Origin of the sequence: Protofrankia coriariae, assembly GCF_001017755.1 — a bacterium.
In the GTDB taxonomy this organism is placed as follows: domain Bacteria; phylum Actinomycetota; class Actinomycetes; order Frankiales; family Frankiaceae; genus Protofrankia; species Protofrankia coriariae.
The window spans coordinates 102,436-113,980 of record NZ_JWIO01000022.1 but is presented as its reverse complement, the minus strand read 5'-3'; the positions used below and the strand labels follow the sequence as shown (position 1 = coordinate 113,980).

General features: G+C 71.3%; 12 protein-coding genes and 1 pseudogene. 7 read left to right on the top strand and 6 right to left on the bottom strand.

Annotated elements, in window-relative coordinates; genetic code table 11:
- Positions 1-501 (top strand): Jag family protein (locus FrCorBMG51_RS14645; protein WP_157180512.1); only part of this gene is annotated, 501 nt, incomplete at its 5' end.
- Between the two features lie 304 nt (positions 502-805).
- Here the strand turns inward: FrCorBMG51_RS14645 and FrCorBMG51_RS28295 are convergent.
- On the bottom strand, positions 806-1,258 hold the full coding sequence (locus FrCorBMG51_RS28295) for a hypothetical protein (RefSeq protein ID WP_157180510.1): 453 nt from the start codon (positions 1,256-1,258) through the stop codon (positions 806-808).
- Between the two features lie 69 nt (positions 1,259-1,327).
- On the opposite strand from FrCorBMG51_RS28295, the gene FrCorBMG51_RS33175 reads away from it, so the two are divergent.
- The 6 genes and pseudogenes from FrCorBMG51_RS33175 to FrCorBMG51_RS14620 all read left to right on the top strand — a co-directional run bounded on the left by FrCorBMG51_RS33175 (position 1,328) and on the right by FrCorBMG51_RS14620 (position 6,322).
- A complete protein-coding gene (locus FrCorBMG51_RS33175) occupies positions 1,328-1,480 on the top strand; it encodes a nucleoside/nucleotide kinase family protein (protein WP_338052753.1) in 153 nt (50 codons plus the stop codon).
- Positions 1,477-1,989 (top strand): nucleoside/nucleotide kinase family protein, encoded by a 513-nt coding sequence (locus FrCorBMG51_RS14640; RefSeq protein WP_338052752.1) that lies wholly within the window; start codon positions 1,477-1,479, stop codon positions 1,987-1,989. The genes FrCorBMG51_RS33175 and FrCorBMG51_RS14640 overlap by 4 nt, the downstream gene beginning before the upstream one ends.
- A 363-nt stretch (positions 1,990-2,352) precedes the next feature.
- Positions 2,353-3,090 carry a 16S rRNA (guanine(527)-N(7))-methyltransferase RsmG gene (gene rsmG, locus FrCorBMG51_RS14635; protein WP_047223611.1) on the top strand — a complete coding sequence of 246 codons (738 nt, stop codon included), beginning with the start codon at positions 2,353-2,355 and terminating at the stop codon, positions 3,088-3,090.
- A 187-nt stretch (positions 3,091-3,277) separates the two neighbouring features.
- A complete protein-coding gene (locus FrCorBMG51_RS14630) occupies positions 3,278-4,048 on the top strand; it encodes a ParA family protein (RefSeq protein WP_476742169.1) in 771 nt (256 codons plus the stop codon).
- Positions 4,045-5,005 (top strand): annotated as a pseudogene (locus FrCorBMG51_RS14625) (ParB/RepB/Spo0J family partition protein). The gene FrCorBMG51_RS14630 and the pseudogene FrCorBMG51_RS14625 overlap by 4 nt, the downstream one beginning before the upstream one ends.
- A 669-nt stretch (positions 5,006-5,674) precedes the next feature.
- Positions 5,675-6,322, top strand: a complete 648-nt coding sequence (locus FrCorBMG51_RS14620; protein WP_047223609.1) for a GNAT family N-acetyltransferase — start codon at positions 5,675-5,677, stop codon at positions 6,320-6,322.
- 276 nt (positions 6,323-6,598) lie between these two features.
- Here the strand turns inward: FrCorBMG51_RS14620 and FrCorBMG51_RS14615 are convergent, their stop codons facing one another.
- From FrCorBMG51_RS14615 to FrCorBMG51_RS31340, 5 genes are all read right to left on the bottom strand, one after another.
- Positions 6,599-7,675, bottom strand: coding sequence for an N-acetylmuramoyl-L-alanine amidase (locus tag FrCorBMG51_RS14615; RefSeq protein ID WP_047223608.1), 1,077 nt, complete (start codon positions 7,673-7,675; stop codon positions 6,599-6,601).
- A 540-nt stretch (positions 7,676-8,215) separates the two neighbouring features.
- On the bottom strand, positions 8,216-8,542 hold the full coding sequence (gene trxA, locus FrCorBMG51_RS14610; protein ID WP_013875632.1) for a thioredoxin: 327 nt from the start codon (positions 8,540-8,542) through the stop codon (positions 8,216-8,218).
- 156 nt (positions 8,543-8,698) lie between these two features.
- Positions 8,699-9,745 carry a thioredoxin-disulfide reductase gene (trxB, locus tag FrCorBMG51_RS14605; protein ID WP_047223607.1) on the bottom strand — a complete coding sequence of 349 codons (1,047 nt, stop codon included), beginning with the start codon at positions 9,743-9,745 and terminating at the stop codon, positions 8,699-8,701.
- Positions 9,746-10,109: 364 nt separating this feature from the next.
- Positions 10,110-11,225: an anti-sigma factor family protein gene (locus FrCorBMG51_RS14600; RefSeq protein ID WP_052914687.1), complete on the bottom strand. Its 1,116-nt coding sequence runs from the start codon at positions 11,223-11,225 to the stop codon at positions 10,110-10,112.
- Positions 11,215-11,439, bottom strand: a complete 225-nt coding sequence (locus FrCorBMG51_RS31340; protein WP_235433582.1) for a sigma factor-like helix-turn-helix DNA-binding protein — start codon at positions 11,437-11,439, stop codon at positions 11,215-11,217. The genes FrCorBMG51_RS14600 and FrCorBMG51_RS31340 overlap by 11 nt, the downstream gene beginning before the upstream one ends.
- Between the last annotated feature and the right edge of the window lie 106 nt (positions 11,440-11,545).

Below are 11,545 nucleotides of genomic sequence, written 5' to 3'. Positions count from 1 at the left end.
GACAGCCCCGCCCCGCCGGCGGTGAACGGCCGGCAACGGATCGCCGACCTGGAACAGGAAGGGGAGATCGCCGCCGACTATCTGGAGGCGCTGCTCGACATCGTCGACCTGGACGGCGACCTCGACCTGGACGTCGAGGGGGAGCGAGCCGTGGTCGCCGTCGTCGGGGACGGGCTCGACCTGCTGGTGGGCAGTCGGGGGGAAACGCTCGAGGCGCTCCAGGAACTCACCAGGCTGGCGGTGCTCCAGAAGACCGGCGTGCGCAGCCGGCTCATGCTCGACGTGGGCGGGCACCGCGCGCGGCGGCGGGCCGAGCTGCGCGACCTGGCCACGGCGGTCGCCGAGCGGGTGAAGGCGGGAGCCCGGCCGGAGAAACTCAAGCCGATGACGCCGTTCGAGCGCAAGGTCGTCCACGACCTGATCGCAACCATCGACGGCGTCGTCAGCGAGTCCGAGGGCGAGGAGCCCCAGCGCCGCGTGGTCGTCATCCCGGCGAACTGACACCCCGCCAGCCGGTGATGGCGTGCTGAACGCTCCTTCCCGCGGACCGGCTCCGGCCCTTCCACATGCGGGGCAGTCGCATGTGGGGATCTCGCATGGGGGGAGCAAGGAAGAGGATCGGCGGACGCAAAGACGGCGAGCTCAGAGCCGTCGCGCGGCGCGGGGCTGAGGCCCGCGGCCCGCGTCCACCGGTTCCTCGTCCGGACGCGGGTACCGGCGGGTCGAAGTACGGAATCTTCGGGGGCTGGGACGGATCGTGGTGTCCGCCGGGTGGCCCCGCCGGGCACCGGGGGATTATAGGGCGTTACAGCGGCGCGGCTGCGGGCGCCCACACCCACAACCTGGCACCCGGCGCCTCCAGACCGCGCCGGAGCAGCCAGCACACCGGCCGGGCAGCCCCGTAGCCAGAAGAACGAGTACGGAAGTGGCTGCTCCAGCAACCACTTGTTCCCTCGCTTTCATGATTCGGTTGTGCGACGGCGAGCAGGGCGGGGTGGGTGGTCGCCTGGGTGGAGGTGGGGCCAGGTCCCGGGTGGTTTTGTTCGGAGTGCGTGTCGTCGGGCGGTGGTGGTGCGGGCAGCGGCGGTGCGGGCGGTGATGGATGTGGACGGTGCTGGGCATGGTCCCGGAAGCCGTGAGCGACGCGGTGCCTGATCAGATGGCCCGCGTCGGGGCGGGCTGTGTTTCCCGTTTGGTCGTTGCCGGGGGATCCCGAGTGGTCGGTGTTGGTGTGCCGCTCGGTGTCAACGCTGTTCATCGTTACCAGCCTCGATACGGTCTCTCGCCATGAGCCGGTGGCCCGGATGCGGGATGTGCACGGACGCGTGTGATCGAAGCCCTGACGGACCTGCTGGTGACCACCCGGCCGGACCAGGTGCTCCGGGTGGCCGTCGACGGGCCGGACGCCGCGGGCAAGACCACGCTGGCCGACGAGCTCGCGCGGAGCGTCACGCGCCTGGGCAGGCCGGTGGTGCCATGAGCATCGACGGTTTCCACCACCCGGAAGCCGTTCGCCGTCGCAGAGGCGCGCTGTCGCCAGTGGGCTATTTCTTCGATTCGTTTGATTATGCGGCTCTTCGACATCTTGTCATCGACCCACTCGGGCCGGGTGGCGACCGGCGTTTTCGCAATGCCATTTTCGATCATCGGTACGATGCCGCCCGTAGCGTGCCGGAGCGGACCGCCGCACAGAACGCGGTGTTGCTGCTGGACGGCGTTTTCCTGCTGCGTGAGGAACTGCGCGCCTGCTGGGAGGTCAGCGTCTTCGTGCGGGTCAGCCCGGCGGAGTCGCCGCGCCGCGGGCTGGGTCGGGCCGTCGCCTTGTTCGGGTCGACGGACGCGGTTCGCGAGCGCTACGAACGGCGCTACCTGCCAGGGCAGGAGCTCTACCGGACGCTGGCCGCGCCCATGGACGTCGCTGACGTGCTGCTGGACAATGAGCGGCCGGACCTCCCGGTCATCCTGCGATGGCCGAGGCAGGAGGCCTGATCTCCGGCCCAGGACCAGGGCCCGGGGCAGCTCACGGGTACCGGGGTGGCGGGCATCGGAGGCGTCCTGGCCGTCGGCGCGGTGGCCGGGCTGCCTGATCCCTGTCGGTCGTGAATCCGCGAGATCGCGAATGCCGTCCGGCGTCCCGCTGGCCCGTGCTCTTCCGGGCGCTCGCCCAGACCGGCTCCGGGACAGGCTTCCGCGTCCGCCGCGTCCGCCGCGTCCGCCAGGAGCGGATCCGGAGCGGATCCCCGGACCGCTTCTCGGGCCTGCCAGGCCGGCGAAGTCGATCCGGTGGGAATCCCGGAGCGTGCCGAAGGCTGGTTGCGCCGTTTGTGTCCCGCTGTCGAGCATGCTGGTCGGATGGTGCCTGTGTACGATCCTCCGTCCGTCGCTCCCGAGGTCTTCGGAGCCGGTTTCGAGCTCGCCCGCGTCTATGCGGACCTCCTTGCCACCGCTGGTGTCGAACGCGGCCTGATCGGCCCTAGAGAGGCCGACCGGCTCTGGGAGCGTCACCTGCTCAACAGCGCGGTCGTGGCGGAGGCGATCGATCAGGCGGCAGCCGTCGTGGACGTGGGCAGCGGAGCCGGCCTGCCCGGGATACCGCTCGCCCTCGCTCGTCCCGATCTGCGGGTGACCCTTCTCGAGCCGATGCAGCGCCGATGTCTGTTCCTTCAGGAGGCGGTGGGCCGGCTCGGTCTTGAGGGGCGGGTCACCGTGCTTCGCGGACGCGCGCCCGACGCTGCCGCTACCGTGGAGACCCACGCGTTCGACGTCTGCGTTGCACGGGCCCTCGCGCCCCTGGAACGGCTGGGCGCGATGCTCCTGCCAATGGTGAAACCGGGCGGTGTCATGCTTGCACTGCGCGGGGCAGGCGTTGTCGAGGAGTTGTCGATCGCGCGAGGTGAGCTGGAGGCCCAGGGCTGGCGTGATGTGGCCGTCGTGAAGTGCGGGGTCGGAAGGGTGACTGAACCGACCACCGTATTGCGCGCCGTCCATGCCGCACCACAGCCTGGGCGCCGGCAGGGAAGTGGGAAAACGCGTGAAACGCGGCGAGGACGGGAGGCGCAACGTGCAGGTGGGCGCGCACGTTCCACGTGAAACAGCGCCAGGAGGAAGCAACAGATCCATGCGCGCGGTGCGGAACGGGGTTCGGCCCGCCGACACGTCACTGGATACGAACGATCCATCCACCCCTATCGGAGCGGCGGCAGCAGCGGCAGTGGAAGCCTTGACAATGGAACGACGACGGCCGTTTCCGCGGCCGACGCGACAGCGCATCATCACCGTGGCGAACCAGAAGGGCGGGGTGGGGAAGACCACCACCACGGTCAATCTCGCCACGGCCCTCGCCATGCACGGATGCCGGGTCCTCTGCATCGACCTGGACCCACAGGGCAACGCATCGACGGCTCTCGGGGTCGACCACCGTTCCGGTGTCCCGTCCATCTACGAGGTGCTGCTCGGGGACCGGCCGCTTGAGGAGGTCGTCGTCAGGTCGTCCGAGGCCGAGGGGCTGTACTGCGCCCCGGCCACGATCGACCTCGCCGGCGCGGAGATCGAGCTGGTGTCGGTGGTGGCCCGGGAGACCCGGCTGCGCCGGGCGATCGCCGGGCTGCGGCAGGAGGTTGACTACATCCTGGTGGACTGCCCGCCGAGCCTCGGGCTGCTCACCGTCAACGCCCTGGTGGCCGCCAAGGAGCTGCTGATCCCCATCCAGTGCGAGTACTACGCGCTTGAGGGGCTCGGACAGCTCCTGCGTAACGTCGAACTTGTGCAGGCACATCTCAACCCGGAACTCCGGCTGTCCACCATCATCCTGACCATGTACGACTCGCGGACGCGGCTGGCGGACCAGGTCGTGCACGAGGTCAAGGAGCACTTCGGCAACCGCGTCCTGGGCACGACCATCCCGCGTAACGTGCGGATCGCCGAGGCGCCGAGCTACGGCCGCTCGGTGCTGACCTACGACCCCGCCTCCCGCGGGTCACTGTCCTATCTGGCCGCCGCGCGTGAAATCGCCGAACGGGGCTTCGAGCCGAACGGAGTGGGAGTGTGACCGCGCGCCGGGGTGGGCTGGGACGCGGCCTGGGAGCACTGATCCCGACCGGGACGGAGGGCGCCGGCGGGATCAGCACGGGCATCGGTGACGGTTTCGGGCTGCAGGTCGGGCCGACGCCCGTCCACGGCGCCACCTTCCGGGAGGTCCCGGTCGACTCGGTGACGCCGAACCCCCGCCAGCCGCGGACGCACTTCGACGAGGACGCCCTGGAGGAGCTGGCCGCGAGCCTGCGTGAGGTCGGCCTGCTCCAGCCCATCGTCGTCCGTGAGATCATGCCCGGACGCTACGAGCTGGTCATGGGCGAACGGCGCTGGCGGGCGTCCAAGCTCGCGGGCTTCAGCCAGATCCCCGCCATCGTGCGGGACACCGCCGACGACGCCATGCTGCGCGACGCCCTGCTGGAGAACCTGCACCGCCAGCAGCTCAACCCGCTGGAGGAAGCGGCCGCCTACGAGCAGCTCCTGCGCGACTTCGGCGCCACCCACGAGGAACTCGCCGGGAAGCTCGGGCGCTCCCGCTCCCACGTCACCAACATGATCCGGCTGCTGGGGCTGCCGCCGGCCGTGCAGCGACGGGTGGCAGCCGGCGTGCTCTCGGCCGGCCACGCCCGCGCGCTGCTGTCGCTGGAGGATCCCGATGCGCAGGACCGGCTCGCCACCCGCATCGTCGCCGAGGGACTGTCCGTACGGGCCGTCGAGGAGATCGTCGCGCTGGGCGAGGAGGGGCCGCGGCGGACGCCGCCCCNCGCCGCCCCGCCGCCCGCGGGTCACCTCGCCGGCCCTGCACAAGCTCGCATCCCGTCTCTCCGACCAGTTCGACACACGGGTGAAGGTCGACATGGGTCGGAACAAGGGGAAGATCACCGTCGAGTTCGCGAGCATCGAGGACCTGGAGCGGATCGTCGCGGTGATGACGGCGTCGGGAGCCGCTTCCTCGTCTTCCTCGTCCGGGTGAGGGCTCCCGGCCCGGACGAGGAAGACGAGGAAGCGCCGCTGTTTCACGTGGAACCTCGTGCCCACGTGAAACAGCGCGGCCGCACGCGGGCCTTCACCCGCCCCGGAGGGCTGACCGAACACCGTCGCGGGGACGCTCGAAGCGCGGGCCCCGGATGTTCCAGGCGCCTGATCGCTGACCGCGGAGCGGGCGCGCGTCGATGAGCATGTTCGTAGGCGCGAGCCCTCGGACGCCTGAGGCCACTCAGGGGCCGGGGCGCCCGCGGTCATGGATTGGACCCCGGCCCGCTCCCGCGTCCGGGCGCTCGGGATACGGCCCAGATGCGGAAAAGCCCGGAAAAACACGGCCGTGCTGGTGAGCGTTGACTGACGCGGCACCAGGGCGTGCCTGGTGGCTGTATCGATCGCGCGGGCGGTGCCCAGACAACCCCCGCCGTGTCGCCGCCGCCCATAACTCCGCTGTGCGCTCCTCCTCCGCCTTGCGGGAGTCCGCCTGGATCGCCGCCCACATCGACCAACAGCCATCGGACACGCCCTCGCCGAGCCCGACACGGCTGGGCGGATCCGGGGCAGGCCGATGAGGATCCGGGCAGCCGGGCTAGTCTGACCCTGTGCGAGATGTCAGCGTTGCCGTCGCCGCCAGAACCCGGGCCGGGTGGATCGTCGAGCTATGAGCCGCCGCATCGCCAACATCACTCTCGACAACATCGACGATCTGCCGGTGCGATGTCGCCGATGCGTCTTCTGGGAGCTCGACCCCGTCGCCCGTAGCCGTGCCGAGGAGGCCGGAGACACCGCGCTGGAGAAGGAGGCGTGGGTGTCCTCCACCCTCCTCGAGTGGGGAAGCTGCGGAAAGATCGCATATGTGGACGGCGTCCCGGCCGGTTTCGCGATGTATGCGCCGGCCGCGTACGTACCCCGGTCGGTCGCCTTCCCGACCAGCCCGGTCAGCCCGGACGCCGTCCTGCTCATGACCGTGAAAATCATGGAGGACTTCGCCGGGCAGGGCTTCGGGCGCATCCTCGTCCAGGCGATTGCCAAGGACGTGTTCCGGCGTGGTTTCCGCGCCATCGAGGCGTTCGGTGACCTCAAGGGCGAAGGCACCCGGTGCGTGGTGCCCGCCGACTACCTGCTCGCCGTCGGCTTCAAGACCGTGCGGCCCCACCACCGGTGGCCACGGCTGCGGCTCGAGGTCAAGAACACCGTGAGCTGGCGGGAGGACGTCGAGGTGGCTCTGGAACGGCTGCTCGGGTCGATGGCGCCCGAAGGGATGCTGCGTCAGGTCGGAAGCGTCGCCGGGACCGTCCCGGCGAGCTGACCTCGGCCGTCCGGCAGTCTTCCGATGGCCTCGGCCGCTCCTGCTCTTCCGATTCCCGTGGTTGCGCCGTCCGTCCCCGCCGACACATCCCCCGGCGAGAGCGGGCCGTTCCGCCGTTCCGCCGGCCTGTCCTAACAGCGAGGGACGGCGCGGGACGGTCCTAACGACGCCGGGCCGTCCGGACGGCACCGGATGGGGCGGACCGGCGTGGGGAAAGGCCTCCATGCCCTCCAGAACGTCCGGGGACCGGGGAGGCCCCTGGTGGCAGGCTCCCGGTCAGCGGGGGCGGCGGGAGGCGAGGGTCGGGACCCGCAGCTGGCCGGTCGGTGGGTCGAGATCCGGCGGCAGGAACAGCCGCTGCACCGCGGCGAGGATTGCCTCGGCGACCGTGTCCCGGAACTCCGGCGACCCCAGCGCGGCGGCGTCGTGCGGGTTCGTCAGATATCCCAGATCCGTCCGGATCGCCGGCATCCTCGTCCGCCGGAGCAGCTCCCACGTCTTGGCGTGGGTCCGGCAGTTGACCAGGTCCGTGCGGGACACCAGCTCCTTCTGGACGAGCGTGGCAAGACGCTCGCCCACGGCGGACGAGCCCCGGGCGTTGCCGAAGTAGTAGGACGACACTCCCTGGGCCTGGGGTGACTTCCCCGCGTCCAGGTGCAGCGACACCAGCAGGTCCGCGCCGATCTCGTTCGCGCGGTGCGCCCGTTCGACGTCGTCCGGGGACTCGTGCGGGCCGTGCAGGAGGTAGGCCTCCAGACCGGAGGCCAGCAGCCGGGCCTCCAACCGGGCGGCGAGATCGGCGATGAGATCGCGCTCGCACAGGTCGCCGACGGTGACTCCAGGGTCGTTCCCGCCGTGGCCGGGGTCGACCGCGACCACGACACCGAGCAGGGACGGGCCCCGCTGGAGCAGCCGCACCGACTCCCGCAGCACGTCCGGGCGGCCACCGACGACGGTGCGCTCGAGCTTCTTCAGCTCCCGCAGCGTCAGCGGCCCGCACCGGCCGTCGGGCTCCAGCGCGCGGTTGTACTGGAAGTCCCTGAGCGCCGCCTCGGTCCGCGGGCCGAAGATGCCGTCCGTCCGCCCCACGTCGAACCCCATGTTCGACAGCCGTTCCTGCAGCGCCGCCACGTCATCCCCGATGAAGGGGTGGTTGACGCTGTAGAAGAGCAACCGGTCGCCCAGTTTGCGACGGGCCTCCTCAAGGGCGCGGAAGGTGTCCGGGCCGACGATGCCGTCCGCGGACAGCCCCCGGCTCTGCTGGAACGCCCGGACGGCCCGGTCCAGGGCGGCGTCGAACTCCAGGGCGGCATCGAGTTCGCGGGCGGCGTCGAAGCGGGCTGCCGCCGGCATCGGCGTGTCGGGTGCCCCCGCCCGTGTGCCGCTTCGTGGTCCGCCGTCCGGCAGCCCGGCGCCGGGCGGGCCGGCCGGGTGCGGCAGATCCGTCCCGCTCGGCCGCGGCCGGCCGGCCNNNNCCGCGGCCGGCCGGCCGCGGGGGCTTCCTGCTGGTGCGGCGCGGCCGGCAGGAACGACAGGGAGATCAGCGCGGCGCGTATCTCGGCGACCGAAGGGTCGCGGTCGCCGAGACGCAGGAGTTTGATCCTGCGGTTACCACTCGAACCTGCTCGCGGACGGGTCACGGAGACACAGGCTAGCGGCTCGTCCTGCCGCCACCGCCGTGGTCGTGGGGCAGCCGGGTGGCGGTGGTGGATTTTCTCGTGCTGTCGGCGGTTCGGCCTGTGCGGCTCCTGGCGGGCAGGGGCGGCGCGGTCGTGTTTCTTTCACACCTGTGGCCTGTCTGGATCAGCGGACCGATCCAGACAGGCCACAGGTGTGGTGGGACGCGGAGGCCACGGGCGCGCCCCTTCAGGGTGGGCGTCGTCCGCGGGCGCCTCAGATGTACGCGGAGAGATCCCGCAGCAGGGCGGCCTTCGGCTTCGCGCCAACGATGCTCTTGTCCACCTCGCCGTTGACGAACACGGCCAGGGTGGGGATGGACAGGATCTGGTACTGCCGAGCGGTCTGCGGGTTCTCGTCGATGTTGAGCTTGACGACCCGTAGCTTGTCACCGTGCTCGGCGGCGATCTCCTCGAGGACCGGGGCGACCAGCCTGCAGGGCCCGCACCACTCCGCCCAGAAGTCGACCAGGACAGGCACCTTGCTCTTCAGTACCTCCTCGGTGAAGCTGTTGTCGGTGACGGGCTGGGTGGCTCCTGCCATAGTGATCTCCTCCTGGTTGTTGTCGATGCTTCCGGTTGTCGCCGCTGGGCCGATCGTCATCGATGGACGCTGCGTGGACGGTCGTGCTGGCCGGGAACGCCGCGACCGGAGCCGCACCCGGTCAGCACAGGCATGATCGAGTTGTTGGCGGGGTGGTCAGGACGCGGCCGCCCCGGCGACAGCCTCGGCGGGCGCCCGGGGCGGCCNGGGCGGCCGGCCGGCTTCGCCCTCACGGGCGGCCAGATGGCGTTCGGCGTCCAGCGCCGCGGCGCACCCGGTGCCGGCCGCCGTGATGGCCTGCCGGTAGATGTGGTCCACGACGTCGCCGCAGGCGAACACACCGGGCAGGTTGGTGCGGGTGGACGGATGCTCGACCGCGACGTAACCAGCGGCGTCCAGGTCGAGCTGGCCGCGGACGAGCTCGGTGCGTGGCTCGTGGCCGATGGCGACGAACAGCCCGCTGGCGGCTATCTCGCTGGTCTCGCCGGTCACGGTGTCGCGGACCTGGACGCCGGTGACCCGCTCCTCGCCGAGGATCGCCACGACCTCGGCGTTCCAGCGGAATCGGATCTTGTCGTTGGCGAACGCGCGCTGCTGCATGATCACGCTTGCCCGCAGCCGGTCCCGCCGGTGGATGACGGTGACGGACCGGCCGAAGCGGGTCAGGAACGTCGCCTCCTCCAGCGCGGAGTCACCGCCGCCGACGACGAGGATGTCCTGGTCCCGGAAGAAGAAGCCGTCACAGGTCGCGCACGCGGACACCCCGCGTCCCAGCAGCCGCTCCTCGTCCGGCAGGCCCAGCCGGCGGTACGCCGAGCCGGTGGCGATGATCACAGTGTGGGCGCGGTAGGTCTGGTCCTCGACAGTTACGATCTTCGGGTCGGCCCGCAGGTCGACCGCGGTGACGTCCTCGGCGAGCAGTTCCGCGCCGAAGCGCTCGGCCTGCCGGCGGATGCCGTCCATGAGGTCGGGGCCCTGGACGCCATCGGGGAAACCGGGGAAGTTCTCCACCTCGGTAGTGGTCATCAGCGCGCCGCCGGCCGATACCGCACCCTCGAAGACCAGGGGGCGCAGGTTCGCGCGCGCCGTGTATATCGCCGCGGTGTAGCCGGCCGGACCGGATCCGATGATGATGACATCTCGGACATCGGGATCCCGGACGTCCGGGATGCGCGATTCGTTCCCGCTGCTGTGCGCGGTCACATTTCCACCTGTCCCTTCAGATCGCCGGCTGTCGCCGGTGAGGCCGTGCGCCACCCACAACTGTCCCATTGCGCACCCGATTCCCTCGGCTGTGCTCCCGTACCGCCGCCGGGCCCGCCCGCCGGCGCTCCCGCGGCGCCACCAAGTGGGCCCGACCGGCGCTCCGGCTCCACCGTCGGGGGCTGCCCGGCGGTGGAGCCGGAACTGTCGAGGCAACGCCAGAGCTACTCCGCGGCGGGCCGGGGATCGTTACCGGCACACCGATGACCAGCGGTTGGGCATGATCTGGGCCGCGTCCGACGGATGTTCGGCCGCGCGGGCGGCGCCCACGTCGACCAACATCCGGCAGCCGCGGCCCAGGTGACTACCACCGGGATGTGGTGGTGCTGTACCACATCGCGGCTGCGATGTTGGTCACTCCGCACCGCTCGTCAAGAACGATCACTTGCAGCTTGTCGGGATCGGTCGGGACGGACAGCACGACCAGCACCGCCGGCCGCCCGCCGAAGGCAACGAGATCCAAAGCGATGATGTTGCCGCCGGTCTGGGTCGCCAGGCTGAGATAGCAGGTGCGCAGATCCGGCTGAGTGAGTTCGGTGATGAGGGCCGCCGCCGCGGCGGGTGGCACCGCGGGGGCGGCGCCGTAGTCGCGCAGCGGCGCCTGGAACGTCCCCTTGATCCGCCCGGACAGCAGGTCGAGGGTGTGCCGAGGGATGTCGGAGATGCTGAGCAGATGCCCGGTGTGCGCGAATATCGCCGCCGTGGCGGTGGTGGTCTCCCCGCCGCCAGCCGCCGTTGCCGCGGGGGCGGCGGGGGCTGGCGGGGCCGCCGCGCTGCCGCTTGAGTCGGCCCCCGCGGCGCGGCGCGTCCCCTCGGACGATCCGGTGATGTCGGCCGACAGCGGTGCCACGGCCTGGCTGACGGCCTCGCCGACGCTGCTTCGCCCGGTGTTGCGGCCCAGCACCCCCACAAGGCCGACCACCGCGACGATTACTGTCAGGCATGCTGCTGCCGCGCTCAGCCACGGGGGGACCTGCCCCACCCGCAGCGGCCGCCCGGCCGGCCGGCCCCGGCCACGCGTCCATCCCGGCGCCCCGGGATATGACCGGGTGCGTGCGCGGGATGGCCGCAGCGGACTCAGTGGCCGCAGCCAGCGCACCGGCCGGCGTGGCACCGACCGCGGCGGCGCCAGCCCGCGCCCGTCCGCCTCAGCCGGGCCGGGGTGGGCGCCGCCGTCCGGGCCGGCCGGCCGGTACCGCTCCTGCTCGCTGACCAGGGCGGCGTACAGCCTGGTCGCGACGTCCTCCGGCATGGTCACCGAGGCCAGCGCGGCGAGGTCGTGGCGCACCCGACGCAGCGCCGCCACGGTTTCGCCGCACTGCGGGCAGCCGCGGACGTGGAGTTCCACGGCGGACACCGAAAGGTCCCCACCGGCGTAGGCATCGAGGTGCTCCACATCCGGATGCCGATCAGTGGTCATCGCCGACACCTCCTCCGACCGCTCCGGGCGTATTGACGTGCCTGCTCTGACTGACGGAATCGAGCGGCGCAGGGTTCCCGGGACGCAGGTAGTCGAGCATTACAGCCAACTTCGCGCGCCCCCGCGCGCAGCGGCTTTTCACCGTGCCCACCGGGACCGCGAGCAGCCTGGACGCGTCCGCGACCGACCAGCCCTGGATGTCGACGAGTATCACCGCCAGCCGCAGCGGTTCCGGAAGCCGGCGGAGCGCGGATTCGACGGCCAGCCGCGTCTCACCTTCGACGATGGCGTCACGCGGCTCGGCCGGCTCGTCGCCGCCA

Excerpts from the sequence above, each read along its gene's own strand:
- FrCorBMG51_RS28295 (WP_157180510.1), bottom strand. The coding sequence starts at position 1,258 with ATGAACAGCGTTGACACCGAGCGGCACACCAACACCGACCACTCGGGA.
- FrCorBMG51_RS14640 (WP_338052752.1), top strand. The coding sequence starts at position 1,477 with ATGAGCATCGACGGTTTCCACCACCCGGAAGCCGTTCGCCGTCGCAGA.
- rsmG (WP_047223611.1), top strand. The coding sequence starts at position 2,353 with ATGGTGCCTGTGTACGATCCTCCGTCCGTCGCTCCCGAGGTCTTCGGA.
- FrCorBMG51_RS14620 (WP_047223609.1), top strand. The coding sequence starts at position 5,675 with ATGAGCCGCCGCATCGCCAACATCACTCTCGACAACATCGACGATCTG.
- FrCorBMG51_RS14615 (WP_047223608.1), bottom strand. The coding sequence starts at position 7,675 with ATGCCGGCGGCAGCCCGCTTCGACGCCGCCCGCGAACTCGATGCCGCC.
- trxA (WP_013875632.1), bottom strand. The coding sequence starts at position 8,542 with ATGGCAGGAGCCACCCAGCCCGTCACCGACAACAGCTTCACCGAGGAG.
- FrCorBMG51_RS14600 (WP_052914687.1), bottom strand. The coding sequence starts at position 11,225 with ATGACCACTGATCGGCATCCGGATGTGGAGCACCTCGATGCCTACGCC.